24 protein-coding genes and 1 pseudogene are annotated in these 24,136 nt (G+C 68.8%); 16 read left to right on the top strand and 9 right to left on the bottom strand.

Features of this window, described 5'->3' with window-relative positions; genetic code table 11:
• Positions 1-19: 19 nt before the first annotated feature.
• On the bottom strand, positions 20-1,558 hold the full coding sequence (gene ilvA, locus ACW18A_RS12540; RefSeq protein WP_492022053.1) for a threonine ammonia-lyase, biosynthetic: 1,539 nt from the start codon (positions 1,556-1,558) through the stop codon (positions 20-22).
• Positions 1,559-1,791: 233 nt separating this feature from the next.
• On the opposite strand from ilvA, the gene nadA reads away from it, so the two are divergent.
• Genes nadA through ACW18A_RS12510 form a run of 6 tightly spaced genes read left to right on the top strand, consistent with a single transcriptional unit; the run spans position 1,792 to position 6,500 of the window.
• On the top strand, positions 1,792-2,886 hold the full coding sequence (gene nadA, locus ACW18A_RS12535) for a quinolinate synthase NadA (RefSeq protein WP_492022052.1): 1,095 nt from the start codon (positions 1,792-1,794) through the stop codon (positions 2,884-2,886).
• Positions 2,886-3,026, top strand: coding sequence for a hypothetical protein (locus tag ACW18A_RS12530; protein WP_492022051.1), 141 nt, complete (start codon positions 2,886-2,888; stop codon positions 3,024-3,026). Before nadA ends, ACW18A_RS12530 begins: the two co-directional genes overlap by 1 nt.
• A complete protein-coding gene (locus ACW18A_RS12525; protein ID WP_492022050.1) occupies positions 3,023-3,865 on the top strand; it encodes a metalloprotease in 843 nt (280 codons plus the stop codon). The genes ACW18A_RS12530 and ACW18A_RS12525 overlap by 4 nt, the downstream gene beginning before the upstream one ends.
• Positions 3,862-5,370 (top strand): L-aspartate oxidase, encoded by a 1,509-nt coding sequence (locus ACW18A_RS12520; protein WP_492022049.1) that lies wholly within the window; start codon positions 3,862-3,864, stop codon positions 5,368-5,370. The genes ACW18A_RS12525 and ACW18A_RS12520 overlap by 4 nt, the downstream gene beginning before the upstream one ends.
• On the top strand, positions 5,367-6,233 hold the full coding sequence (gene nadC, locus ACW18A_RS12515; protein ID WP_492022048.1) for a carboxylating nicotinate-nucleotide diphosphorylase: 867 nt from the start codon (positions 5,367-5,369) through the stop codon (positions 6,231-6,233). Before ACW18A_RS12520 ends, nadC begins: the two co-directional genes overlap by 4 nt.
• A 51-nt stretch (positions 6,234-6,284) precedes the next feature.
• On the top strand, positions 6,285-6,500 hold the full coding sequence (locus ACW18A_RS12510) for a hypothetical protein (RefSeq protein WP_492022047.1): 216 nt from the start codon (positions 6,285-6,287) through the stop codon (positions 6,498-6,500).
• A 9-nt stretch (positions 6,501-6,509) separates the two neighbouring features.
• Here ACW18A_RS12510 and ACW18A_RS12505 read toward each other — a convergent pair whose 3' ends face one another.
• Positions 6,510-7,538 carry a cell wall hydrolase gene (locus tag ACW18A_RS12505; RefSeq protein WP_492022046.1) on the bottom strand — a complete coding sequence of 343 codons (1,029 nt, stop codon included), beginning with the start codon at positions 7,536-7,538 and terminating at the stop codon, positions 6,510-6,512.
• Positions 7,539-8,085: 547 nt separating this feature from the next.
• On the opposite strand from ACW18A_RS12505, the gene ACW18A_RS12500 reads away from it, so the two are divergent.
• Both ACW18A_RS12500 and ACW18A_RS12495 read left to right on the top strand, forming a co-directional pair.
• Complete coding sequence (locus ACW18A_RS12500) at positions 8,086-8,268, top strand: hypothetical protein (protein WP_492022045.1); 183 nt, start codon at positions 8,086-8,088, stop codon at positions 8,266-8,268.
• A gap of 229 nt (positions 8,269-8,497) precedes the next feature.
• Positions 8,498-8,857 (top strand): DUF6481 family protein, encoded by a 360-nt coding sequence (locus tag ACW18A_RS12495; protein WP_492022044.1) that lies wholly within the window; start codon positions 8,498-8,500, stop codon positions 8,855-8,857.
• Positions 8,858-8,923: 66 nt separating this feature from the next.
• Here ACW18A_RS12495 and ACW18A_RS12490 read toward each other — a convergent pair whose 3' ends face one another.
• Positions 8,924-12,229: a PAS domain-containing protein gene (locus tag ACW18A_RS12490; protein ID WP_492022043.1), complete on the bottom strand. Its 3,306-nt coding sequence runs from the start codon at positions 12,227-12,229 to the stop codon at positions 8,924-8,926.
• A 192-nt stretch (positions 12,230-12,421) separates the two neighbouring features.
• Between ACW18A_RS12490 and ACW18A_RS12485 the strand changes: the two genes are divergently transcribed.
• Both ACW18A_RS12485 and ACW18A_RS12480 read left to right on the top strand, forming a co-directional pair.
• Positions 12,422-12,901, top strand: coding sequence for a Dps family protein (locus tag ACW18A_RS12485; RefSeq protein WP_492022042.1), 480 nt, complete (start codon positions 12,422-12,424; stop codon positions 12,899-12,901).
• 100 nt (positions 12,902-13,001) lie between these two features.
• Positions 13,002-14,213, top strand: a complete 1,212-nt coding sequence (locus tag ACW18A_RS12480) for a cell wall hydrolase (RefSeq protein ID WP_492022041.1) — start codon at positions 13,002-13,004, stop codon at positions 14,211-14,213.
• A 160-nt stretch (positions 14,214-14,373) separates the two neighbouring features.
• Here the strand turns inward: ACW18A_RS12480 and trxB are convergent, their stop codons facing one another.
• Entirely contained in the window at positions 14,374-15,381 is a 1,008-nt protein-coding gene (trxB, locus tag ACW18A_RS12475) for a thioredoxin-disulfide reductase (RefSeq protein ID WP_492022040.1), read from the bottom strand.
• Between the two features lie 70 nt (positions 15,382-15,451).
• Between trxB and ACW18A_RS12470 the strand changes: the two genes are divergently transcribed.
• A complete protein-coding gene (locus ACW18A_RS12470; RefSeq protein ID WP_492022039.1) occupies positions 15,452-15,754 on the top strand; it encodes a glycine zipper domain-containing protein in 303 nt (100 codons plus the stop codon).
• Positions 15,755-15,892: 138 nt separating this feature from the next.
• On the opposite strand, the gene ACW18A_RS12465 is transcribed toward ACW18A_RS12470, so the two are convergent.
• The 4 genes from ACW18A_RS12465 to ACW18A_RS12450 all read right to left on the bottom strand — a co-directional run bounded on the left by ACW18A_RS12465 (position 15,893) and on the right by ACW18A_RS12450 (position 18,428).
• On the bottom strand, positions 15,893-16,876 hold the full coding sequence (locus tag ACW18A_RS12465) for a mitochondrial fission ELM1 family protein (protein WP_492022038.1): 984 nt from the start codon (positions 16,874-16,876) through the stop codon (positions 15,893-15,895).
• The gene (greA, locus tag ACW18A_RS12460; RefSeq protein WP_309627413.1) at positions 16,867-17,340 is read right to left on the bottom strand and encodes a transcription elongation factor GreA; all 474 of its coding nucleotides are present in this window, start codon (positions 17,338-17,340) and stop codon (positions 16,867-16,869) included. The genes ACW18A_RS12465 and greA overlap by 10 nt, the downstream gene beginning before the upstream one ends.
• A gap of 158 nt (positions 17,341-17,498) precedes the next feature.
• Complete coding sequence (locus ACW18A_RS12455) at positions 17,499-17,714, bottom strand: hypothetical protein (RefSeq protein ID WP_492022037.1); 216 nt, start codon at positions 17,712-17,714, stop codon at positions 17,499-17,501.
• Positions 17,715-17,762: 48 nt separating this feature from the next.
• On the bottom strand, positions 17,763-18,428 hold the full coding sequence (locus tag ACW18A_RS12450; protein ID WP_492022036.1) for a glutathione S-transferase family protein: 666 nt from the start codon (positions 18,426-18,428) through the stop codon (positions 17,763-17,765).
• Between the two features lie 179 nt (positions 18,429-18,607).
• On the opposite strand from ACW18A_RS12450, the gene ACW18A_RS12445 reads away from it, so the two are divergent.
• Genes ACW18A_RS12445 through mnmH form a run of 4 tightly spaced genes read left to right on the top strand, consistent with a single transcriptional unit; the run spans position 18,608 to position 21,502 of the window.
• Positions 18,608-18,853: a FitA-like ribbon-helix-helix domain-containing protein gene (locus ACW18A_RS12445; protein WP_492022035.1), complete on the top strand. Its 246-nt coding sequence runs from the start codon at positions 18,608-18,610 to the stop codon at positions 18,851-18,853.
• Entirely contained in the window at positions 18,850-19,269 is a 420-nt protein-coding gene (locus ACW18A_RS12440; RefSeq protein ID WP_492022034.1) for a type II toxin-antitoxin system VapC family toxin, read from the top strand. The genes ACW18A_RS12445 and ACW18A_RS12440 overlap by 4 nt, the downstream gene beginning before the upstream one ends.
• Positions 19,266-20,309 (top strand): selenide, water dikinase SelD, encoded by a 1,044-nt coding sequence (selD, locus tag ACW18A_RS12435; RefSeq protein ID WP_492022033.1) that lies wholly within the window; start codon positions 19,266-19,268, stop codon positions 20,307-20,309. Before ACW18A_RS12440 ends, selD begins: the two co-directional genes overlap by 4 nt.
• The gene (gene mnmH / locus ACW18A_RS12430) at positions 20,306-21,502 is read left to right on the top strand and encodes a tRNA 2-selenouridine(34) synthase MnmH (protein WP_492022032.1); all 1,197 of its coding nucleotides are present in this window, start codon (positions 20,306-20,308) and stop codon (positions 21,500-21,502) included. The genes selD and mnmH overlap by 4 nt, the downstream gene beginning before the upstream one ends.
• Here the strand turns inward: mnmH and ACW18A_RS12425 are convergent.
• Positions 21,484-22,635 (bottom strand): annotated as a pseudogene (locus ACW18A_RS12425) (glycosyltransferase); the annotation flags it as partial. The gene mnmH and the pseudogene ACW18A_RS12425 overlap by 19 nt on opposite strands.
• Positions 22,636-22,705: 70 nt before the next feature.
• Between ACW18A_RS12425 and ACW18A_RS12420 the strand changes: the two are divergent.
• Positions 22,706-24,013, top strand: a complete 1,308-nt coding sequence (locus ACW18A_RS12420; RefSeq protein WP_492022031.1) for a dicarboxylate/amino acid:cation symporter — start codon at positions 22,706-22,708, stop codon at positions 24,011-24,013.
• Positions 24,014-24,136 lie beyond the last annotated feature (123 nt).

Genomic DNA, 24,136 nt, shown 5'->3' with positions numbered 1-24,136 from the left:
AGCGGAGGGGCAAGGGACTCTACGTACCGTCCAGGAACAACCGGCTCGCCGGGTTGTCGGTCTCGTCGGCATAGGGGTAGCCCAGTTCGGCGAGGGCGGCGGTCAGGGCCGGCTGTTCGTCGGGCGGTACGGAAATCCCCGCCAGCACCCGGCCGACATCGTCACCGTGGTTGCGATAGTGGAACAGGGTCAGGGCCCAGGCCGGCTTCAGACTGTTGAGGAAGCGCAGGAAGGCCCCGGGCCGTTCAGGGAATTCGAAACGCAGGATTCGTTCGTGGGGGAGGCCCGTGGCGCGACCCCCGACCATGTGGCGGACATGCAGTTTGGCGGTCTCGTTGTCGCTCATGTCTTCGACAGCATAGCCGTCGGAGCGGAGGGCGGCGATCAGGTCGTGCTTTTCATGCGGGCCCTGTTTGATGGCGACACCGACGAAGATGTGGGCACGGCCCTCGCCCGACCAGCGGTAGTTGAACTCGGTCACCGACCGGCCGTCGAGCGCGCTGAGGAAGCGGCTGTAGACGGCGCGGTCGTCGGCCATGGCGACGGCCAACAGGGCCTCGGTCCCCTCGCCGATCTCGGCCCGTTCGGCGATATGGCGCAGCCGGTCGAAATTGACGTTGGAGCCCGAGTTGATCGCGATCAGGGCACCCACTCCTGAAGAATCGGCGTCGGCGGTCTGCGGATGGGCGGCGGCCCAGACCTTCAGCCCCGCCAGCGCCAGGGCGCCGGACGGCTCGGCCACGGCGCGGCTGTCGTCGAAGATGTCCTTGATGGCGGCGCAGATGGCGTCGTTGTCGACCGTGACGATCTCGTCGAGCAGGTCCTTGCACAGGCGGAAGGTCTCGGTCCCGGCGCGACGCACGGCCACGCCGTCGCAGAACAGGCCGACCTGGTCCAGGGTCACCACCTCGCCCGCCTCTATCGCCGCCTTCATCGAGGCGGCGTCGACAGGCTCGACGCCGATGACCTTCGTGCCGGGACGAAGGAATTTGACGATGGCGGCGACCCCGGCGGCCAGCCCCCCGCCGCCGATCGGCACGAAGATCGCTGCGATCGGCTCGGAGTGCTGGCGGGTGATCTCAAGCCCGACCGTGCCCTGGCCGGCGATGACGTCAGGGTCGTCGAAGGGGTGGATGAAGACGGCGCCGGTCTCCGCCGCGCGGCGGGTGGCCTCGGCAAAGGCCTCGTCGAAGGCGTCGCCGTGCAGGATGACGTCGCCGCCCAGCGCCCGCACCGCCGCCACCTTGATGGGCGGGGTGGTCACCGGCATGACGATGGTGGCCCTGGCCCCGCGTTTCCGCGCGGCGAAGGCAACGCCCTGGGCATGATTGCCGGCCGAGGCGCAGATGACCCCGCGCGCCAGCTGCTCCGGCGTCAGGGTTGCGATCTTGTTGTAGGCTCCCCGAATCTTGAACGAGAAGATCGGCTGCAGGTCCTCGCGCTTCTGCAGCACGGGGCGGCCGAGGCGCGCGGCGAGCCGCGGCAGGGGGTCGAGCGGCGTCTCGATCGCCACGTCATAGACGCGGGCGGTGAGGATGCGGCGGAGAGTTTCTTGCATGGGGAGGCGTCAGGCGAGCGAAGTTGGGAGGAAGTCACCCCTGCAATAGACATCTGGGACAGAAAGTCCCCCTAAATCGTCTTGGCGCCCAGCCTGGCCGAGGTCGCTTTCGTACCTCACAGGGCGCGACTTTTGACCGCCCGCCCTCTTGCATCCCCCCGTCACAGGCCTATCTTACCCGGACTTATGCTAATGTTGAGCATAAGGGTGAGGCGACCGAGATCGCCGAGGAGATGACGTCGATGGCCCACGCCGCCCAGAGCCTGGTCATGTCGCCGGAACTGGCCGCCGAAACCGCTCCCGTCTGGGAGAAGGTGAAAGAGTTCGTCACCCCGATTGAATGGCCGATCCAGGCCCAGCTGATCCATGAGATCAACGCCCTGAAGAAGGAGCGGGACGCTGTCATCCTGGCCCACAACTATATGACGCCGGAGATCTTCCACGGGGTCGGCGACTATGTCGGCGACAGCCTGGGTCTGGCCAAGGAGGCCGCGCGGTCGAAGGCGAAGGTGATCGTCCAGGCGGGCGTGCACTTTATGGCCGAGACCTCGAAGATCCTCAGCCCGGAGAAGACCGTGCTGATCCCCGACCTGAAGGCGGGTTGCTCGCTGGCCGAGGCGATCACGGGCGCGGACGTGCGTCTGATCAAGCAGAGATACCCGGGCCTGCCGGTGGTCACCTATGTGAACACCACGGCCGATGTGAAGGCCGAGACCGACATCTGCTGCACCTCGGCCAACGCGGTCCAGGTGGTGGAGTGGGCGGCGAAGGAATGGGGCGTCGACCGGGTGATCCTGATCCCCGACGAATTCCTGGCCAGGAATGTCGCGGCCCAGACCGACATCGGGATCATCGCCTGGAAGGGCCGCTGCATCGTGCATGAGCGGTTCACCGGAGCCGACATCGCCGAGATGCGTGCGGCCTATCCCGGGGCGGAAATCCTCGCCCACCCCGAATGCCCGGAAGAGGTGCTGGCAGCGGCGGATTTCGCCGGATCGACGGCGGCGATGACCGACTATATCACCAGCCGGAAGCCGAAGCAGGTGGTTCTGCTGACAGAATGCTCGATGGGGGCCAACATCAAGGGCGATGCACCCGAGGTGTCCTTCATCGGGCCATGCAACCTCTGCCCCTTTATGCAGCGGATCACCCTGACCAATATCCGCGACTGCCTGTTGAACATGCGGTTCGAGGTCACGGTGCCGGACGCCATGATCGCCCCGGCCCGGCTCGCTGTGCAGCGGATGATCGATCTGCCGCCGCCCGCCGTTCCGGCGCGCTACGACCTGGTCAAGGCCAGGCACCACGTTGCGGTGGAGCTGATCTGATGCACTATCAGGCCCCCCATTCGCGCGGTTTCGGCGGGTTCGTCGTTCTGCCGATCAAGCCCAGGCCCGAACCCGTTCACGAGCCGCGCATCACGGGGTGGCTCTCCACCCTGTTCGCCAGTCCGAAGGCCGCCAGATGACCGACGGCCCCTGGGGATCACGCGACGGATCCGCCCCGACGCCGGTCGCGCAAACGACGACGGCCGTCCCGACGTCCAGCCCCGGCGCACCGGTCATCGACAAGGGCCAGAGCCTGCCCTGGGCCATCGCCTCGACGCTGCTGCTCGGCGGCTTCCTCTGGTTCATGAGCGGCAGCTGGGTCGTGGCGGTCGCCGCCCTCTTCGGCCTGGTCGTGCACGAATACGGCCATGTGCTGGCGATGAACCGGCTCGGCATGGGGCCGGCGAAAATCTACATCATCCCCTTCCTCGGCGGCCTCGCGCGCGGCCAGCGCAACCCCGAAAGCGAATGGCACGGGGTGCTGGTGTCGCTCGCGGGGCCGGCGTTCGGCCTGCTGGCCCTGATCCCGGTCGTCGGCCTGTGGTTCGCGACGGGCGATGACGCCTGGATGATGGGCGCCTTCTTCATCGCCATGATCAATCTGGTGAACCTGGCCCCCGCGCCGCCGCTGGACGGGTCCAAGGCGCTGGGGCCCGTGCTGGCCCGCATCGATCCGATGGTCGAGAAGGCCGCCCTGATCGCGATCGGTGCCTTGGCCGTCTGGTGGGGCGTCTCGACCGGGCGCTATATCCTCGCGGTCTTCCTGGCCATCGCGATCCTGGGATCCCTGCGTCGCGGAGCATGGCGGCCGGGCGAGAAGACCCTGACCTGGCCCGAAGCCGGCAAGTCGCTGGCCCTGTTCCTGTTGACCGCCGCCCTGTGCGCCGCCGCCGCGATCGGCGTCCTGCTGCCCCTGTCGGAGGGCTCGCCCCAAGGGGCCATAGACATCGCCGCCCGCTTCATCGGGTTCGATCGATGAGCCGCATTCACCACGACGGCCCGCTGATCATCGGTGGCGGCCTGGCCGGGCTTTCGGCGGCCCTCTCGGCGGCACCTGCGCCCGTCATCGTCATCAGCCCGGCGCCCCTGCTGCAGGCCGCGTCCAGCGCCTGGGCCCAGGGCGGCGTGGCTGCGGCCCTGTCGAAGAACGACGCTCCGGCCCTGCACCTGAAGGATACGGAAGCGGCGGGGGCTGGCCTGGTCGACCATCATGCAGCCGAGGTCCTGACCGACGAGGGCAGGGGCACGGTGGAATGGCTGGCGTCACTCGGTGCGCCGTTCGACCGGGACGCCGCCGGCGAGTTCTCCGTCAGTCTCGAGGCGGCCCATTCGATGGCGCGGGTGGCGCGCGTCGGCGGCGACGGCGCGGGGCGGGCGATCCTGTCGGCGCTGGTGGCTTCGGTACGGGCGGCACCGCACATCACGGTGTGGGAGGACGCGCGGCTGCGTGCCCTGATCCAGGACGGGACCGGTCGCGTGCGCGGCGCGGTGATCGAACATCCCAGCGGCCGTATCGTCGAGATCCTGGCGCCCGCCGTGGTCCTGGCGACCGGCGGGGCGGGCGGCCTGTACGGCGCGACGACCACGCCGGTGGCGCTGAAGGGCGAGGGCATGGCCCTGGCCTGGGCGGCGGGGGCGGAAATCCTCGACCCGGAGTTCGTGCAGTTCCACCCCACGGCCATCGACGTCGGCCTCGACCCCATGCCTTTGGCGACCGAGGCGCTGCGGGGCGAGGGCGCCCGGCTGATCGACAAGGACGACGTCTTCCTGCTGGGCGATGCCGACGATGCCGACCTCAAGTCGCGCGACGTCGTGGCGCGGGCCGTGCATGCCGCGCGGGCGGCCGGGCGCGGCGCCTTGCTCGATGCGCGCACGGCGATCGGCGAGCATTTTCCCACCGGGTTTCCGGCCGTGTTCGCGGCCTGCATGCGGGCCGGTCTGGATCCGCGAGTCACCCCGATCCCGGTCGCGGCGGCGGCCCATTATCACATGGGCGGGATCGCGGCCGATCCGGACGGCAGGACCTCGCTCGAAGGCCTCTATGCCGTCGGCGAATGCGCGGCGACGGGGGTTCACGGCGCCAACCGTCTGGCGTCCAACTCCCTGCTCGAGGCTGCAGCCTTCGGGCGGCGGACGGGGCGCGAGGCGGCCAGACAGGCTCCCGTCAAGGGACCGGTGGTCGTCGGCGCGGTCGTCGCCGACCTGCCCGCGGCGGCCCACGCCGAACTGCGCGCGGCGATGAGCGCCGACGCGGGCGTGGTGCGGGATGCGACCGGCCTGACGCGGTTGATCGCCCTGATCGACCGGCTGGAGGCGGCCCATGGCGCACCGCCGGCTCTGTTCGCGGCGCGGCTGATCGCCGAGGCGGCCCTGGCCCGGCGCGAGAGCCGGGGCGGTCACTATCGCTCGGACTATCCCGACACGGCGGCGACGCCGGTCCATACGCGCATCCGGCGAGACATCCTGCGGGCTGCGGCGGCATGAGCGGTCTCCCCGATACACTGATCCTGCCCATTGTCCGCATGGCCCTGGCCGAGGACCTCGGCCGCGCCGGCGATGTGACGGCCGCCGCCTGCATCCCCGAGGGCGCGCGGATGCGGGCCCGTTTCGCGGCGAGGAAGCCGGGCGTGCTGGCGGGTATCGACTGCGTGCGGCTGGCGCTTCTGGAGATGGATCCCAAGGCCTCCATCGATCTCCGCCTGAAGGACGGCGAGGCCTTCGAGGCCCGCGCGGTCCTGGCCGAGGTCGAGGCGGACGCCCGCGCCTTCCTGTCGGCGGAGCGGACGGCGTTGAACCTTCTCGGCCGGATGTGCGGCATCGCCACCCTGACCCGGACCTATGTCGAGGCGGTCGCCGGAACCGGCGCGCGGATCGCGGATACGCGCAAGACCACGCCGGGCCTCCGCGCGCTGGAGAAGCACGCCGTGCGCTGCGGTGGCGGCATCAACCACCGCTTCGGTCTGGATGACGCCATCCTGATCAAGGACAACCATGTCGTCGTCTGTGGCGGGGTGGTCGAGGCCGTGACGGCCGCGCGGGCGCAGGCCGGTCACCTGACGAAGATCGAGCTTGAGGTCGACGGCCTGGCCCAGCTCGATCAGGCTCTGGCCCTGGTCGCGGAAGGGCAGGGGCCGGACGTGATCATGCTCGACAACTTCGACAACGCCGAACTGGTCGAGGCGGTGAAGCGTCGGCGCGACGGCGGCCACCGTGTGGTTCTGGAGGCGTCCGGCGGGGTTAACCTGACGACTGTGCGAGGCATCGCCGAAACCGGAGTGGACGTCATCTCCGTGGGGGCCCTGACCCATTCGGCACCCGTGCTGGATATCGGCCTCGACGCTTTCTGAGGAACAGGCCGGAGGCGGAGGGGTTTCTTCTCTGATCAGAAGGAGATTCCCATGGCCACGGTCCCGAAGAGTCCCGCGGAGCAACGCAGCCTCGCCGATCACGGTGCGACCTCGATCGAGAACGGCGGCCTGACGGACCGTCGCGACCTTGAGACCGGCGTGCAGTCGGCTCAACCCGGCGATGCGGACGTCAATCTGAAGGAGCAGGGACGGTTCGGAAACCTGAACCAGAACCTGACCGCGATCCGCAACGTGCAGGAACGCTGAGGCGGTCGATCAGGCCTGGGGTGCGCTGACGGCGGCGGAGTCGGCGGCTGCCGGCTGAGCCGGAGCCGAGACCGGCGTCGCTGCAGGCGCGGGCGCGACGGCCGGGGCAGGAGCCTCGGTCGATGCCGACGGAGGTTGGGAGCTGGACGCGGTCTCCTGGGCCAGCAGGGCGGTGTAGGCAATGGCCTGGCCGGCCTGGCGAACGGTCTCCGCCGGATCGATCCCGGCATAGACGGTGCGCTGGATGTCCGAGCCGGTCGAGCCGCGCGCGGCGTAGCTGAAGGCGTTCGACGATCCGGCGCGCCCGCCGAAGCGATAGAAGATGTGGCTGCCGACCTGGCTGACGCGCAGCAGACTGTTGCGCCAGGACGGAGAGACGCCCGTCGTATGGAAGAAGGTGGCGTTGCCGACGCCCGCGAACACTGCGCCCGACAGGGCGGCCGAGGCGACCGTACGGGCCCGGTTCCAGGCGGCACGGTTGACCGGCGCGCGCATCGAACCGTCGCAGGTGAAGCTGAACTGGCAGCCGATCCGGCGTCCCGATCCCTGGAACACGACGCCACAGACGCTGCGCGGGAAGGCGGGGTGACGGGCGCGGTTCAGGACGACCTGGACCACGGCGCGCATCCCATCCGAACCCTCGCCCCGCGCCTCGTAGTAGGCGGCCTGGGTCAGGCATTCGAGATCGCGCGAGGCGTCCAGCGCATTGCTGATCTGGAACGGACGGGCGGCGGCCGAAATGTCGGTCAGGCTGGCGCGGCGCAGGTCGGCGCGGGCGTTGTCGGGACGGAGCTGTTCCAGACGGGCGGTCAGCAGCTCGGCCTGACGGTCGCGCTGGGCACCACCGGCGACGGTATAGGGATCGTGGCGACGGGCGATGGCCAGGGCGCTGGCGTCCAGACCGCCCGCAGCGGCGGCGAGCGCTTCCTCGGTGAAGCCGGCGGCTGTGGCCCCCTCCAGACGTTCGGCCTGGGCGCGGACGGTCGTCGCGCGCGCGACGGTCCCTCCCAGATAGGCGCAGCCGATTCCCAACCCCACGAGCGCGCCAAACGCCGCCGCCGCCTGTACGGGCCTGATCCTGGCCGCACGGTCGGCATGCGAAGTCGCACGCTGTTGCGAGGATTGGAACAAAGGCGTCGTCCTATTCAGCAGGGCGGAAAAGTCGCCCCCGGGTCGTCTGCAGAACCGGGCGACCCGAGAGGTCGCGAACCGGATTGCGAATCGGAGGTCGGTGAACGCCTGACCGCCGAAAGATAGGCCTTAAGCCATCTGTTTATGTCCTCAATGTGGTTGATTCGCAAGATGTCGCTGCGGCGCAGCAATTGCGGCAGGTTTTCAGGTTTCACAGAGATGAGCAGCGCCTGAATTGCGCAGGCGGCGCGGGGTTTGGAGCCGAATGCCGTATCGGTTTGCACAAGCGAGACTTGCAGAAGGGCTGGTGGCGCCAAGGCATGCTCTTGGGCATCGTTTCTATTGTATTCGTACGCCGCCAGGGCCGGTGCTGATCTGTCGCGAACGGTCGTCAGGGAACGGGGCCGTCGTGGCGGCGTTGCAGCGTGACCTCAACCGGATCAGGATCCCTCCCATGCGCCGTTCCCTCCTCACGACCGCGGCCCTCGCCGCAATCACCCTGGGCGCCACCGCCCTTTCGGCCTGTGGCCACACGACCGAACAGCGTGCCGCGACCGGTGCCATCGCCGGCGCCGTAGTGGCCGGCCCGGTCGGCGCGGCAGTGGGCGGCGCAGCGGGTGCCGCGCGCCCGGATTGATGCGCAAGATCTTGGGGCGAAGCTTTCGACGCCTGTAGGCGCGATCGCCTCGCGGGTGCGTCCCGGCGATGACGGTCGGCCCAAGAACGACCCCGTTCGTCGATTAAGCGGCCTCCGAGCTTGATTTACGGCTCGGTTTCGGCTTTGCCGACGCCCGGACGCCGTGGCGATCCCCGCCTTCGCCGCATCCGGCGCGGGCCCACCCCTCGAAGGACGACCGACCGACCGCATGAGAGATCTGAAACAGACGGGCTTCAGCGACCGCATCAGCACCCAGCAGGAGGCCAAGAAGGCCTTGCTGGCCAAGTTCAAGCCCAAGGCCGCCGCGCCCGATCCCGAGTTCGACAAACTGGCCGAGAAGCGCGCGGCCGAAAAGGAGGCCCTGCGTCTCCAGCACGAGGCTGTGAAGGCCGAAGAGCGCCGCATCAAGGCCGAGCGCGATGCCGAGCGCGCCGCCGCCGAACGCGAATCCGAGGAGGCCCTCGAGGCCGAGAAGCGCGCAAATCGCAAGGAGCGCAAGCAGCTCACCAAGGAAGAGCAGAAGGCCGCCCGCGACGCCAAATACGCCGCCCGCAAGGCGCGCAAATAGGCTTCAGGTGCCCCGCATGGGATAGAGATGTTCGGCCCGTCGCGATCCTGCGGCGGGCCGAAGTCTTTATGGGGTGGCGGTGATCAGGAGATCGCCCAGCGCCTCGCGCAGCTGTTCACCCGAATACGGTTTCCTCAGGAACGGCCAGGGCGCGTCCGCCAGGGCCAGGTCGACATCGTCACCCGCATAGCCGGAGGTCAGCATGATCGACATGGTCGGCCAGCGGCCGGCGCAGGTCCGGGCCAGTTCGACTCCGGTCATGCCGCCCGGCATCACGATGTCAGTCAGCATGACGTCGAAGCCGCGTTGCTCCAGCAGGGCCAGGGCCTCGGCGCCGGTCTCCGCCGTCTCGACCTTCAACCCCATGCCGCGCAGCAGATCCATGGCGATGGCGGCGACGCCGGTGTCATCCTCGACCAGCAACAGGGTCTGGCCTGCTTTCACAGCGCCCGGCAAGCGACGCTGGCCTGCATCCTGAGCCACGTCCCCGGTCGGGGCGGGCGGAAGGTAGACGCGGATTTCCGTCCCCTCGTCCACGGTCGAACTGATCTTCACCCCGCCGCCGCTCTGGCGGGCGAAACCGTAGACCTGGCTGAGACCCAGGCCGGTGCCCTTGCCGACCGCCTTGGTGGTGAAGAAGGGTTCGAACACCCGCTGCAGGGTCTCGGTGTTCATGCCGGAACCCGTGTCGGAGACGGTGACGCAGACATAGTTTCCGGGGGCCAGTTCGACGACGTCGCCGGCCTCGACCTCGCAGGCCTGGGTCTGGACGGTGATCCGGGCTCCCTCCGTCTGACCCCGCTCGGCCACGGCGTCGCGGGCGTTGACGATCAGGTTCAGCAGGGCAGCCTCGAACTGGGCCGGATCGACGATGACCCGGGCGCCGCCGCGACGGAGTTTGAGCTTGTAGGTGACCGCCTCTCCGACGGCGCGACGCATCAGGGGGTCGCTCTCGCGGATCAGGGCGTTGATGTCGACCGCCTCGGGGCGCAGGGCCTGACGCCTTGAGAAAGCGAGAAGTTGGTGCGTCAGCCGCTCGCCACGCCGCGCGGCCGACAGGGCGGCCTCGCCCAGCTTCTGGCGCCGCCCGGCGTCATCCGGCGACTTCAGGATCAGGTCCAGGGCACCGATGACGACAGTCAGCAGGTTGTTGAAATCGTGCGCCACCCCGCCTGTCAGACGGCCTACCGCCTCCATCCGCTGGGAATGCATCAGGTGTGCCTCGGCCTTGGCCTTTTCGGCCAGGGCGTCGCCGACGCGGTCTTCCAGCAGTTCATTGATCCGCTTCAGGTCGTGCTCGACCCGGCGCGCGTCGGTCACGTCGAAGGCCACGCCGACGAAGCCGATCACCTCGCCACCCGGACCGAAGCGCGGACGCGAGAAGGACTTCAGCCAGCGATACTCGTTGTCATGACGCAGGTAGCGGGCCTCGAGCGAGAAGGGTTCCCCGGTCGCCTCGCCGGCGACGGACTCAGCGGTGATGCAGGCGTGGTCGTCGGGATGGACGATGGAGCGCCAGTCGGCGAGCCGGGCCTCCTCATAGGTTCCGCCGTAGTATTCCACATAGGCCTGGTTGACGAAGGCGCGGGTGCGGTCCTGCCGGGTCACCCAGATGAGAACAGGGGCGGTGTCGGCGATGTCACGGAAGCGGGCATCGCTTTCCAGCACCTCGGCCTGGGCGCGGGTGCGTTCGATCTCGGACCAGGCGCGGTCGGCGACATTCTCGATCAGGCTGACCTCGGCACCGGTCCAGACGCGGGGCCGGGTGCTGTTGACGTGCAGGAAGGCCCGCAGGACGCCGGAACGGATCAGTGGAACGGTCACGAAGGCCGCGACCTGGACGTCCTCGAAGCCGGCCCTTGCGGCCCGGGTGCGGGAGTCCGCCGCGACGTCGTGGACCACGATCGTCTTGCCGTCCGCCAGCTCGAGATCCACCTCGCCGCCGAAGTTCTGGATGCGGTGGGCACCCTGCAGACTGCCGACCCCCTCGGTCCAGTCGCGCGCCATCTCGAAGACCTCGCGGTCCCGGCGCAGTTCCCCGTGACCGACCCTGTTCACGCCGAGCATCCGCCCCAGGACGCTCTGGACATGATCCATGATCGCCTCGGGATCATTCAGCTCGCGGACGCCATCCGACAGCTCCAGCAGGAACCGTTGACGGCGTTCCTGCTGGGCCAGGGCGTCCAGGGCCTCGCGGGTGGAGGTGACGTCGAACGACAGGCCGACATAGCCCTGCAACACCCTGTCGCCATCGAACCGGGGGTTCACCGACACGCGCATCCAGCGCCAGGCGCCATCGTGACGCAGGAAGCGGCATTCGAAGCCGTAGGGGAGGAAGCGGGAGCGGGCTTCGGCTTGGGTGGCGTTCACCTCGGCCAAGTCGTCGGGGTGGATTGCGGCCTTCCAGGTGTGGCCCATGAAGGTCTCGCCGGGCCTGCCGTAGAATTCCACCAAGGCGGCGTTGACGAACTCCACCTCCCCTTCGGCATTGGTCAGCCAGACGGGCGAGGGAGCGGTGTCGGCCATCAGACGGAAGCGGCTCTCGCTCTCGCGCAGCGCCGCCTCGGCGAACTTGGCCTGGCTTATGTCGATGTGGACGCCGACCCATTCGATCAGCTCACCGGCGTCGTCTAGGGTGGGAATGGCCCGTACCGCGAAATGCCGCCAGGTTCCGTCGGTCGTGCGGACCCGATGCTCGAAAACGAAGAGCTTCCTGTCAGCCACGGCTGCATTCCACGCGGTAACCGTCTGTGCGGAATCGTCAGGATGAACGGCTGAGGCCCAGCCATAGCCCTGATACTCGGGTTGCGACTGACCGGTGAGGCTGCCCCAGCCGTTTTGTTCGCCTTCCATTCGGCCGTCCGGCGTATTGGTCCAGAGGACGCCCTGAACGGCTTCGATGGCGGTCCGAAAGCGCGCCTCGCCTTGCATCAGGCTCGTCACCGCCTCGCCCACCCGGACCCGGGACGCCTCCAGCGCAGTGATCGTCCCGTCAAGCCGGGCCAGGCTCTTGCGCAGTGATGCGGCCACGATGGTGACGAACCCTCCGACGATGATGAAGTTGACGGTGGCGACCCGGCCTGCCGGTGTCGCGATACCGTACCCGACTGCTGTCGGCCCGGCGATGACCCAGCCGCCCAGCAGGCATGCGACCGTGGCGACGAGCCCCGCAACCCGCCCGCCTGTGAGGGCCGCGAGAATCACCGCCGGAAGCAGGATGATGAAGCCGGTCACCTCGCCGTAAAAGGCCTGAGCCGCCCAGCGCACGAACAGTCCGGCGGCGGCGAAGGCCAGGCCGGTCAAGGCGTTTCGCCACCATGGTCGCCTGGGCGCGCGCGCCAGCCGGGCCAGGACGATGTCCGGCTCCAGCATCCGACTGACCAACGCACTGAACCCCAACCAATAGCCCCCGGAGCGCGCCTGCGCGAAAAACGGCAACGCTTTCCGATGCCTTGCGTTCCGCGCCACGGCTGTTCTCGTTCTGACGGAGTGCCAGCCTTGGCAAGGGCGGTTGGAACGCCTTGCTGCCCAAACGATTTAAAGACTGTCGTCAAAGGAGCAAGCATGACCGCAACGATCCATACCGGCCTGACCAGGGCGGAGCGCAGCGAAGTGGCGCAGGAGTTGTCCAAAGTGCTGGCGGACAGCTTCGCCGTCTATCTGAAGACGCACGGCTATCACTGGAACGTCCGGGGCCCGGAGTTCTTCACCCTGCACACTCTGCTGGAACAGCAATACCGCGAAATCTGGGCGGCACTGGACGAGATCGCGGAACGTATCCGCGCGCTTGGCGAGTTCGCGCCCCAGGCCCAGTCCGCCTTCGCCAATCTGACGTCGATCAAGGACGGCGATCCGGACAAGGACGCTCCGGCCATGCTGACCGAGCTGATGAAGGATCACGAGACCCTGATCGCCACCTGCCGCGCCGCCCTGAAGGCGGCGGACGTTGACGGCGACGACGTCTCGGTCGATCTTCTCACCCAGCGTCTGGCGGCGCACGAGAAGTTCGCCTGGATGCTCCGCTCGACTCTCGGCGGCCGTTAGGCCCGCCTCACCGAACCGTAATCCGTGGCCTGAAAAGCGCCGTGTTGCTGGATCAAGGACCCTGCTCCACGGCGCTCCGTCGTCGTACTTCCGGATACGAATGACGCTCTTCTCGATCACGTCCGTCGACTGGCACAGGGTCAAGACCCTCGCCCGTCGCTATGCCGCAGCGGCTCCTGCGGCGCTGGCGGCGCTCGGCGTGGCGATGGCCGCGAGCTCCACCGTGCGTCCCGCCGGAGATCGCACGGCCGAGGCTGTGGCGCGTGTCACCCAGGGCGACTTGTCAGCGCGCGGGCTCGCGGCCCTCAGCGCGCGGATGGACCCGGCCCAACTGGCCCTCGCGATCCGTTTCGATCCCAATGAGCGACGCGCCAACATGCTGGGGCTCACGCCCGGCTGGGAGAGCCTCACCCTCGCCGGCCGGCCTACGCTTGAGCTCGGCATGAACGGTCTCGACGCGCAGAAACGCAACGCCGCCACACCTGTCGAAGTGGGAGCCCTGCGCACCGCGCGGCCGTTCGTGCTGCAGGTGGCGACCGCCGACGACCGCGCCCGGGCGCTGCGCTGCCTGACCCAGGGCGTCTACTACGAGGCGGCGCTGGAAAGCACCGAGGGCCAGGAGGCCGTCGCCCAGGTCATCCTGAACCGGGTGCGCGATCGCAACTATCCGAACACGGTCTGCGGCGTCGTCTTCGAAGGCGCCGAGCGGACCACGGGCTGCCAATTCAGCTTCACCTGCGACGGCGCGCTGTCGCAGGCGCCGGTCGGCTGGGCCTGGAACCGCGCCCGGATCGTCGCCGAGCGCGCCCTGTCTGGATACGTCGCGACCAAGGTCGGCACCGCGACCCACTACCACGCCGACTACGTCCACCCCTGGTGGTCGCCATCGCTCGCCAAGATCACCCAGATCGGGGCCCACATCTTCTATCGCTGGAAGGGTCTGGCCGGAGAGACCGCCGCCTTCAAACAGACCTATGCCGGTCGTGAGCCGACCATCGATGAGGCGCGCTTCTCACGCCCCCGCCTGATCACGGCCTCCGCTGCCCTGGGCGACGTAGGCCCCGACGATGCCACCGTCCTGGCCGAGGGCGGGATGAACCTGCGCACGGTCGAGATCAACGGCCAGACCCGGGTCGTGGGCGTGGCCAGCCTCGGCGGCCGTCGTCAGGCCACGGCGGCCGACATCGCCGCCATCAATGCCCGACTCCAGGCCTTCGAGGCCCCTTCGATCGTCGCGCCACAGTCCGCCGCCGCCGCCCCGGCAGGCGTCACCGTCATGGACGTCGAAGAGGTCGGTCGCCCGGCCGACTGAAGCGTCACCCATCCACGGCGTGCAAGGTCGAGGCCTGTCAGGCATTCAGCCTCCGAACCGGGCATACGGTTCCACCGGCATCGCCCTGCGCCGCCGCGCCGGCCGCCCGGTCGAATACGCGCCGCCGGGGCTGTCTCTGTTCGGCCAGCCTCTCGGGGTCTCACCAGACCCCGATCTTCTCCGCCTCGTGGTGACTGATCGGGTGGTGCGCCTTCGCGTGGTCTTCCTCGGCGAGGAACCGCACCGCTTCCAGCGCGGCCATACAGCCCATGCCGGCCGCAGTCACGGCCTGGCGGTAGACGTCATCGGTGACGTCGCCGGCGGCGTAGCAGCCCTCGATGTTGGTCGCCGTCGTGCCGGGCTTCACCACCAGATATCCGCCCTGTTTGGTCTCCAGCTGGCCCTGGAACAGCTCTGATGACGGCGCGTGGCCGATGGCGATGAAGACGCCGTCCGCCTGGACCTCCTGTGCCGCCCCGGTCTGCGCATGCTTCAGCCGAACCCCGGTGACGTTCGAGGCCATGCCGTCCGACTGGCCCAGGATCTCGTCGACCGTGTGGTTCCAGATCACTTCGACCTTCGGATTGGCGAACAGCCTGTCCTGCAGGATCTTCTCGGCGCGGAACTCGTCCTTGCGATGGACGACCGTGACCTTCGCGGCGAAACTGGTCAGGAACAGCGCCTCCTCGACCGCCGTGTTGCCGCCGCCGACGACGATGACGCCCTTGCCGCGATAGAAGAAGCCGTCGCAGGTGGCGCAGGCCGAGACGCCGAAGCCCTGGTATTTCTGCTCGCTCTCAAGCCCCAGCCATTTCGCCTGGGCGCCGGTGGAGATGATGACCGTCTCGGCCAGCAGCTCGGTCCCGCTGTCGAGCTTGAGCCGGAACGGACGCTGCGACAGGTCGCAGGACACCACGATATCCTCGATCACTTCCGTGCCGACGTGCAGGGCCTGGGCCTTCATCTGCTCCATCAGCCAGGGCCCCTGGATGGCCTCGGCGAAGCCCGGGTAGTTCTCCACGTCGGTGGTAATGGTCAGCTGGCCGCCGGGCTGGATGCCGGCGATCACCGCCGGGCTCAGGTTGGCGCGGGCCGCATAGATGGCGGCGGTCCAGCCGGCGGGGCCGGAGCCGATGACGGCGACGCGGATCGTTCTTGGAGTGCTCATGAGTTCTATCTAGTCGCTGATTCCGCCGCGTGCGATGTTCACAGCATCGGAATTCGTGGAGGGACGCGACATGGTTACCCAACCGGGACGGAGTTTCATCGGCATCGGGCTCGCCCTCGGCGTGGCGATCGGCGCGGGCCTCGGCGTCACCTTCGACAATCTGGCGCTCGGGATCGGGATCGGCGTGGTTCTGGGCATCGTCTTCGGGGCTGCGGCGGACGCCAGCGGCAAGGCGAAGCGGAAGGGCGACGGCGACGGGGGCTCCGTCATGGTCGCCGGCGGCAGCGGCGGCCGGTCGAAGGACAATGACGGCTCCGACAACGACAGCGGGTCGGACGGCGGCGGGGACGGTGGAGGCGGCGGAGGGGACTGACGCCTAGAGCCTGATCCGTTGAGGAGGAATCGCTCCGCGATTCCGCCGATGCGGTGAATCAGGCTCCAGATATGAGCGAGAGCATGATTCACGCCTTCGCCAGAACCGCGTAGCGGTTCTGTCTCAAGCGATCATGCTCTAGCGGCCCATCGCCTTCAGGACTTCGCGCGCGGCGCGTCCTGTTTCCGCCAGCGGGGCGTAGCTCCAGCGCTCCAACGATCCGTCGAACGGCCGCGTCGCGCCCCTGGCGACGAGATCGGCATGTAGCCGGGCGAACTTCCCCGGCGGCTTCAGTGCGACCATCGGCAGCACGTGCACCGGCTTGCCGGTCGAGGCGGCCTCGGCGGCCATGTTGGCGCTGTCCTCGGTGACCAGGATGTGGTCGGCGGCATGCAGGAAGCCGAACAGCGGGTTCGGCTCCTCGCCGTCCCAGATCCAGCCGGGCAGGGCCCGCAGCCGTTCCGTCATCACCGCTTTCGCGGCCTCGGGCGTGCGGCGCGAAAAGGTCATCAGCAACGATCCGCTCGAGTCTCGAACCGCTTGCGCGATCCGGTCCGAGAGGGATTCGGCATGGTCTGTCGTCAGGTCGAAGGCCTTCGACTTGCCGCCGATCAGGACGGCGACACGCGGATGGGGCAGGGCGTCCAGCCGCTCGGCGAAGGCGGCCGCGGCCTCGGCCAGGACCGGCGGCGTGATCCGGTGAGGGGAACCGGTGATCGAGACGACAGTGTCGCCGCTCAGCCCATCATGGGCCGGGGCCACCACCCTGTCGAACAATGCGGGATCGAGACGCGGGTCCTGGGTCTGGACCACGAAGGTCCGGCCGCCGCTCAGGCGCCTTGCGGCCAGGGACAGCGGCAGGGTCGCCCGCCCCGTCGCGATCCACAAATCCGGCCAGGTCTCACCGTGGGCGGGGAAGGGCGTTTCGGACGCCAGCATCCACGGTGCCTTCAGTCCGACCGGCAGCCAGTCGAATGCAGCCCGCCACTTCACGCGCTTGGTGTCGATGGCAGACGGAGTCAGACGCGCGACCGCCTCGGCGAGACCGAGCGCCTGATTATCCATGCCGGCGCGACCGTCCGAGACGACCGCGATACGAAGAGGGCTGGGCCCTATTTCCACTCGACCTTGAGGATTTCGTAGGCCTTCACGCCCCCGGGGGTGTTCACCTCGACGGTGTCGCCGACGGCCTTGGAGATCATGGCGCGGGCGATGGGCGAGGAGATGGAGATCTTGCCCTGCTTCACGTCGGCCTCATGCTCGCCGACGATCTGATAGCGGCCTTCCTCCTCGGTGTCCTCGTCGACCACGGTGACCGTGGCGCCGAACTTGACCTGGTCGCCGCTGAGCTTGGTCACGTCGATGACCTGGGCGCGGCTGATCTTGTCCTCGATGTCGGCGATGGAGCCTTCGATCCAGCCCTGGCGTTCCTTGGCGGCGTGATACTCGGCGTTTTCAGACAGGTCGCCGTGTTCGCGGGCCTCCGAAATCGCTGCGATGACGCTGGGACGTTCCACCGATTTCAATTGCTTAAGCTGATCGTCGAGGGAGCGGTAACCCTCGGCCGTCATCGGCACTTTTTCCATGTGGTCGTGATTTTCTGACTTGTCGCCCGGTAAACCGGAGAGGGGACTTAAGAGAAACTCTGGTGAATACGCTGGTCGCTGGGCGCGCGCGACCGGCCGAAGAAGCTAGGGCGCCCGGCGCGGAAACTCAAGGTCCGGCCGGGAACGGGCTCGCCGGATCAGTCTGCAGGAGGTCGCACGGCCGGGTGACGACCGTGCGACAGGCGACGATCGTGCATCGTTCTGGCCAGACCGTAGACGATCCAGACGATCAGCGAGGCACCGATCATGGCGAACAATAGCGACACCCGCATCGCGCCCGCCGCCATAAAGGCGAAGAGGAAGGCGATGGCCGCGCCGAGGCCAGCCGCGATCTGGAGTGTTTTCAAATGCATGACCCATGAACGCGCTCGTCCGCCTCCGGTTGCGACTCCCGCTACGGTTCATGCGTAGGCGTAGGGACCGCCGCGTTCCAGCGCACGCTGATAGGCCGGCCGGGCGTGGACGGTCTGCAGGAAGGCCTTCAGCTTCGGCTTGTCGGCCCCATAGACCGCGCGGCTCGCCCCGGCCTCAAGCGGGAAGCTCATCATGATGTCAGCGGCCGAGAAGGCGTCGCCCGCGAACCACGGCGACCGGGTCAACTCCGCCTCCCAGTATGCGGTGTGGGCCGCGATCTGCGGATCGATGAAGCTGGACTGCGCCTTGTTCGAGATCGCCCTGACCAGCGGCCGCAACAGACCCGGCGAGCGGGTCGGCAGGGCCCCGAAAATCAGCTTGAGCAGCAAGGGCGTCATCGCCGACCCCTCGGCATAGTGCAGCCAGTAGGTGAACCGCCGCCCGGCGGCCGTCCCTGACGTCGGCTTCAATCCATGTCCGGGCCAGGTCGCCAGCAGGTATTCGATGATCGCCCCTGTTTCGGCGACGATGATGTCGCCGTCCTGGATCACCGGCGACTTGCCCAGGGGATGGATGGCGCGCAGTTCGGGCGGGGCCAGCATGGTGTCGGCGTTCCGCTCGTACCTCTTGACCTCATACTCCAGCCCCATTTCTTCCAGCAGCCACAGCACGCGCTGCGAGCGGGAGTTGTTCAGGTGGTGGACGACGATCATGGCGGCTCTCCCCTAGGTTTCGACCATCCTAGCGGGGTTGACGCCGGGGAGGGCAAGAGACGTCAGCGCGTTCGGCCGCTCCAGCGCCGACGCGAATGTCCCTGAGTCTGCGCCTGGGTCCGATACCGCCGAAGTGCGCGCTCGTTGAGACGAACGATAGCGTGTGCTATCATCGACGCATGGCCCAGCTCCTTGTCAGAAACGTCAGCGACGACACGGTCGAAGCGCTCAAGCGCCGGGCGGTCGCCAACCAGCGCAGCGTCGAGGCCGAGCATCGCGCCCTTCTCGAGGAAGCCCTCGAGACCGAACGGCTGAAACAGGTCGATCGGTTTCGTGCCGAGACGGATGCGATCCGGGCGGGGCAACATGGCCGGACATTCACGCCGTCGGAGTTGGTCGTCCGCGAGATGCGTGACGAAGCTTGATCGTCGTCGATACCTCGGTCGCCCTGAAATGGGTATTGGACGAGCCCCAGAGCGATCGCGCCCGTGAGGCCATGGATCGCACGCTTGTCGCACCTGACGTCTGGCGGGTGGAGGCGGCTAACGGTCTGCGTCGAGCGGTGAGGATCGGTGAACTCCCGCCTGAGGAAGCGCCGCGTCTCCTGAAGGTTCTGGACCGGGCACCGGTCCGCGATCTACCGACGCCCCCGCTGGTTCCCGCAGGTCTCGCGCTGGCGCTGACCCTCGGACACCCGATCTACGACTGCCTGTTTCTGGCGCTGGCGATCGAACAGGACTGCGAACTGCTTACGGCCGACGACTCGTTCGTCAGGGTCGTACACACTGCGGCGCCGAGCCTCGAACGGCGCATCCTTCGCTTGGCGGACTTCGCAACATGACTACCCCCGAACCCCGCCTGACCTCCCTGGCCCATGGCGGCGGATGCGGCTGCAAGCTGTCGCCGGACGTCCTGCGCGACATCCTGTCGAGGACGCCCCAGGCCGCCGCCTTCGCCAATCTGATGGTCGGGACCGAGACCAGCGACGACGCGGCCGTCTGGCGGCTGAATGACCAGCAGGCGCTTGTCGCGACGACGGACTTCTTCATGCCGGTGGTCGACGACCCGTTCGACTTCGGCCGGATCGCGGCGACCAACGCCCTGTCCGATGTCTATGCCATGGGCGGGCGACCCATCTTCGCCCTGGCCCTGGTCGGCATGCCGGTGAACGTCCTGTCGACCGAAACGATCGGCCGGATCCTGGCGGGCGGTGCCAGTGTCTGCACCGAGGCCGGCATCCCGGTCGCCGGCGGCCACTCGATCGACAGCGTTGAGCCGATCTACGGCCTGGTGGCGCTGGGGCTGGTCCATCCGGATCGGGTGCTGACGAACCGGGGCGCCCGGCCAGGGGACCTCCTGATCTTGACCAAGGGGCTCGGCGTCGGCCTGCTGTCGGCGGCGCTCAAGCAGGAGCGTCTGGACGCGGACGGCTACGCCGTCCTGATCGCCTCGACCACGAAGCTGAACACCGTCGGCGCCGATCTGGCCGGCACCGAGGGCGTCCACGCCATGACCGACGTGACCGGCTTCGGGCTTCTGGGGCATGCGCTGGAGATGGCGCGAGGCTCGGGTCTGGGCGTGGAGCTCGAGGCGGCCGCTGCGCCCCTGCTGGAGGGTGTCGAGGCGCTCGCCCGGGACGGCGTCCGCACCGGCGCGTCGGGCCGAAACTGGGCCTCCTACGGCGACGCGATCACCCTCCCGGCCGGATTCGACGACTGGCGCCGGGACCTCCTGACTGACCCCCAGACCTCGGGCGGCCTGCTCGTTGCCGTCGCGGCCGAGGCGGCCGAGGCCGTGCTGGGGACGATCCGCGCGGCCGGCTTCGACCGGGCCGCCGTCATCGGCCGTGTGGTCGAGGGCACCGGGGTGCGGGTCGTTTGATCAAGGGCACGACCGACCTGTCGCCCGGGGCTCGCGCCCGCTTCGACGCCATCATCGACGTGCGCAGCCCCGCCGAGTTCGCCGAGGACCACATTCCCGGTGCCATCAACCTCCCGGTCCTCGACGACGCCGAACGTGCCGAGATCGGCACGATCTATGTCCAGCAATCCAAATTCCTCGCCCGCCGCATCGGCGCGGCGAAAGTGGCCCGCAACATCGCCGCCCACCTCGACGGGGCGCTGAAGGATCGCGACGGCAGCTTCCGCCCACTGGTCCACTGCTGGCGCGGCGGCCAGAGGTCGGGAGCCATGGTCGCGGTGATGGACCAGATCGGCTGGCCGGTGACGGTGCTGGACGGCGGCTACATGACCTGGCGGCGCACGGTCCAGGCGGCCCTGTATGGCGAGCCCGCCCTGTCGGTCATCCTGCTCGACGGCGGGACCGGCTCGGGCAAGACGGCGCTCCTGCCGCGTCTCGCCGAACGCGGCGTCCAGGCGCTCGACCTCGAAGGCCTGGCCGGCCATCGCGGCTCCCTGTTCGGGGCCACCGGCCGCGCCCAGCCGTCCCAGAAACTGTTCGAGAGCCGTCTCTATGAAGCGCTCGAACGCCTTGACCCGACCCGCCCCGTCGTCGTCGAGGCCGAGTCCAGCCGTATCGGTGCCCGCACCATCCCGCCCGCCCTGTGGTCCGCCATGGGCCGGGCCCCGGTGGTGGAACTGTCCGCCCCGGTCGAGGCGCGGGCCGGGTTCTCCGCCCGGGTCTACGCCGACATCGCCGCCGACGTCGCTGCGCTGGAGACCGCGCTGGGCCGCCTCCCGCCGCATCATTCCAGCGAAACCGTCGCCGGCTGGAAGACCATGGCCCGCGACGGCCGCACGGTCGACCTCGCCGCCGCCCTGATCGCGGAACACTACGACCCCGCCTACCGCCGCATGTCCGGCCGCCGCGACCGGCCCGTGATCGGGCGGGTCGAGATGGCCGAGGTGTCGGACGCGGAACTCGACTGCGCCGCGGACCAAATTACGGAGACCCTCTCCCGCCGGGAGAGGGACAGCAGTTCCATAATCCGCTCCGCCGCCACCGCCGCCCCATCCTCGCGCGAGGCCACGACCCCCAGCCGCGTCGCCGTCTCGACCCCCGTCGGATCCGCCAGCACCCCGCCCAGCACTTCCGCCACCCGCCGGGTCCGGTAGGCGCGGCGGCTCAAGGTCGCCCCGCACCCCAGCCGCACCATCCGCGCCGCATTGTCGAACTGGTCCCCCAGGAACGGGACGACCAACTGAGGTCGCCCCGCGCGCAGGGCCTGCTGCGTCGTCCCGACCCCGCCCTGATGCACGACGGCCGCCGCGCGCGGGAACAGGCTGGAGAAGGGCGCATAGGCCAGGGCGATCGCGTCCGGCCCGTCGGCGACGCCCGGGTCTCCCTCCGGCCCGACCAGCAGGACGGCGCGGCGACCCATCCGCCGGGCCGCCTTCAGGCTCTCGACATAGAAGCCGCCGGGGATGTTCACCGCTGCGCTGCCGAGGGTGAAGACGACCGGTGCCGGACCGGCCGCGAGGAACCGCTCCAGCGCGGGCGGCATGACGGCGGGACCGCCCGTCTCGCTGTCGTAGGGCGCATAGCCGGTGACGAAAAAGCCCGGCGGCGAGTCCGGTTGCACGGTGCCGAGCAGCGGCGAATACAGACCGAGCGCCAGGTCCGCCCCGGCCCCCGCGTCGAAAACCATGTTGGCCCTGGTCACGGCCAGCCCGAGACGTCCGCGAACCCGGTTCAGAGGCCGCGTCATCCCGGCGGCGACCAGCCGCGCCAGAGCGATCGTGGCCCGGTTGCGCCACAGACCGAACCCCCCGTCGGCCGGAGCCAGCCACGGTGCCTTGGGCAGATACGGCGGATCATACGCCGAGAAGGCCAAGGTCGGCTGAAGCAGGACGGACACGAACGGCAGGCCGAGCCGCTCGGCGCTCACCCCCGCCCCGACTGTCAGGGTCGCCCCGACGATGGCCCGGGCCCCGTCTGAGACGGCGATCATCTGCCTGACCCCGGTCTCCAGATAGGGCAGGACGACCCGCTGGAAGACGAAGACGTCGGACTTGATGATGGCTTCGGTGATCTGGGCCAGCGTCATCCCCAGGTCCGCCTCCATCTCGGCGAGGCTGGGGCGGATCGCGTGGAAGACCAGGCCGGCGGCTTCGATCTTGGTGCGATATTCGGCCGAGGAGGCGATCTCTACCTGAAATCCCCGCGCTTGCAGCGCCTGCCCTAGGGCGATGAACGGATGCAGATCGCCGAGCGAACCGGCGGCGGCGATGACGACTCGGGGAGGCATGGTGAACCCTGGCACACCTCCGTGCAGGTTCGCTATGGCGTCCCGCGAAGCCGGTGCTAGCCTCCCCGCCATGACCCGTTCCCGTACCGCCGTCCTCTTCACCTCCCTCAGCCTCTGGGTGATGGTCGCCCTCGTCGGAGGTCTGGCAGCCGGGGCGGCGGCCCAGTCCTGGGGCATCCCCGGCGGCACGGGCACGATCGCCGTGATCGACGCCCTCGGCCAGCTGTGGCTCAACGCCCTGCGCATGACCATCATCCCCCTGGTGTTCAGCCTGCTGGTGACCGGCATCGCCTCGATTGCCGACGCCGCCGCGACCGGGCGTCTGGCGTTGAAGGCGGTCCTCGTCTTCGCCCTGCTGCTGCTGGCGGCGACGGCCTATGCCTTCGCCTCGTCGCTCGGCCTGCACGCCCTCTGGCCCATCGGGGCGGAGGGCTCGGCCGCCCTGCTGGCCGGCGCGCCGCCCGAGGCCGCGCGCGAGGTGGCCTCCAGTGTCGGCGGCGGCGGCTTCGGCGCCTTCCTGACCAGCCTCGCCCCCGCCAACCCGATCCGGGCCGCGGCCGACGACGCCATCCTCGCCATCGTGGTCTTCGCCATCGCCTTCGGCTTCGCCACCACCCGGCTCGACGCCCGCCTGCGCCAGCCCGTCGCCCTGTTCTTCGAGGCGGTCGCCCAGACCATGATCGTCATCGTCCAGTGGGTGCTGGCCGTGGCCCCGCTGGGCGTCTTCGCCCTGGCCCTGGGTGTGGGCCTGCGCGCCGGTCTCGGCGCCGCCGGGGTGCTGGGCCACTATATCGCCCTGGTCTGCCTCAGCCTGATCGGTCTGATCCTGCTGACCTATGTCGTCGCCACCCTCGCCGGCCGCATCGGTCTCGGCCGGTTCGCCCAGGCGATCGCCCCGGCCCAGGTGGTCGCCTTCTCGACCCAGTCCTCGCTCGCCTGCCTGCCCGTCATGGTGGAACGGGCGATCGACCGGCTCGGAGTCTCGGCGGCGACCGCGGGGCTGGTCCTGCCTCTGGCCGTCGCCGTGTTCCGCATCACCAGTCCGGTCGCCAACCTGGCGGTCGTCATCTATGTGGCGAAGCTGACGGGGACAGAGATCACCACCGCCACCATGCTGGCCGGAGGCCTTGCGGCCCTGGCGGTCAGTATCGGCACCGTGGGTCTCCCCGGCCAGGTCAGCTTCTTCGCCTCCATCGCCCCGATCTGCCTGGCCATGGGGGTGCCGCTCGAGGTCCTGCCCCTGCTTCTGGCGGTGGAGGTCGTGCCCGACATCTTCCGCACCGTCGGCAACGTCACCGCCGATCTGGCGGCGGCCCGGATCGTCGAAGGCCGCGACGCTGGGGCGGACCCGGAGGTCGCCGCGGGGATCCAGACTTGATACAACTGTATATTGCAGTCAGGACGAACGCATTCGTCACCTAAGGGGACAGTAACAGGCCTCAACACGTGGAAATACGTACATCAAGGACTGCAAGTTCAAGTAGAACTACTCAATACATCG

The sequence above is a fragment of the Brevundimonas sp. AVps5 genome, assembly GCF_058681515.1.
Note: the sequence above shows the minus strand (reverse complement) of the source record. Positions and strands in the feature narration are given on the sequence as shown.

What these genes read in the sequence shown, in the direction of transcription:
- ACW18A_RS12470 (WP_492022039.1), top strand. Translation starts at nt 15,452, where the DNA reads ATGGTTACCCAACCGGGACGGAGTTTCATCGGCATCGGGCTCGCCCTC.
- greA (WP_309627413.1), bottom strand. Translation starts at nt 17,340, where the DNA reads ATGGAAAAAGTGCCGATGACGGCCGAGGGTTACCGCTCCCTCGACGAT.
- ACW18A_RS12485 (WP_492022042.1), top strand. Translation starts at nt 12,422, where the DNA reads ATGACCGCAACGATCCATACCGGCCTGACCAGGGCGGAGCGCAGCGAA.
- ACW18A_RS12495 (WP_492022044.1), top strand. Translation starts at nt 8,498, where the DNA reads ATGAGAGATCTGAAACAGACGGGCTTCAGCGACCGCATCAGCACCCAG.
- ACW18A_RS12510 (WP_492022047.1), top strand. Translation starts at nt 6,285, where the DNA reads ATGGCCACGGTCCCGAAGAGTCCCGCGGAGCAACGCAGCCTCGCCGAT.
- ACW18A_RS12480 (WP_492022041.1), top strand. Translation starts at nt 13,002, where the DNA reads ATGACGCTCTTCTCGATCACGTCCGTCGACTGGCACAGGGTCAAGACC.
- ACW18A_RS12450 (WP_492022036.1), bottom strand. Translation starts at nt 18,428, where the DNA reads ATGATCGTCGTCCACCACCTGAACAACTCCCGCTCGCAGCGCGTGCTG.
- ACW18A_RS12455 (WP_492022037.1), bottom strand. Translation starts at nt 17,714, where the DNA reads ATGCATTTGAAAACACTCCAGATCGCGGCTGGCCTCGGCGCGGCCATC.
- ilvA (WP_492022053.1), bottom strand. Translation starts at nt 1,558, where the DNA reads ATGCAAGAAACTCTCCGCCGCATCCTCACCGCCCGCGTCTATGACGTG.
- ACW18A_RS12530 (WP_492022051.1), top strand. Translation starts at nt 2,886, where the DNA reads ATGCACTATCAGGCCCCCCATTCGCGCGGTTTCGGCGGGTTCGTCGTT.
- selD (WP_492022033.1), top strand. Translation starts at nt 19,266, where the DNA reads ATGACTACCCCCGAACCCCGCCTGACCTCCCTGGCCCATGGCGGCGGA.
- ACW18A_RS12525 (WP_492022050.1), top strand. Translation starts at nt 3,023, where the DNA reads ATGACCGACGGCCCCTGGGGATCACGCGACGGATCCGCCCCGACGCCG.
- ACW18A_RS12490 (WP_492022043.1), bottom strand. Translation starts at nt 12,229, where the DNA reads ATGCTGGAGCCGGACATCGTCCTGGCCCGGCTGGCGCGCGCGCCCAGG.
- ACW18A_RS12445 (WP_492022035.1), top strand. Translation starts at nt 18,608, where the DNA reads ATGGCCCAGCTCCTTGTCAGAAACGTCAGCGACGACACGGTCGAAGCG.
- ACW18A_RS12500 (WP_492022045.1), top strand. Translation starts at nt 8,086, where the DNA reads ATGCGCCGTTCCCTCCTCACGACCGCGGCCCTCGCCGCAATCACCCTG.
- ACW18A_RS12420 (WP_492022031.1), top strand. Translation starts at nt 22,706, where the DNA reads ATGACCCGTTCCCGTACCGCCGTCCTCTTCACCTCCCTCAGCCTCTGG.
- trxB (WP_492022040.1), bottom strand. Translation starts at nt 15,381, where the DNA reads ATGAGCACTCCAAGAACGATCCGCGTCGCCGTCATCGGCTCCGGCCCC.
- ACW18A_RS12520 (WP_492022049.1), top strand. Translation starts at nt 3,862, where the DNA reads ATGAGCCGCATTCACCACGACGGCCCGCTGATCATCGGTGGCGGCCTG.
- nadC (WP_492022048.1), top strand. Translation starts at nt 5,367, where the DNA reads ATGAGCGGTCTCCCCGATACACTGATCCTGCCCATTGTCCGCATGGCC.
- nadA (WP_492022052.1), top strand. Translation starts at nt 1,792, where the DNA reads ATGACGTCGATGGCCCACGCCGCCCAGAGCCTGGTCATGTCGCCGGAA.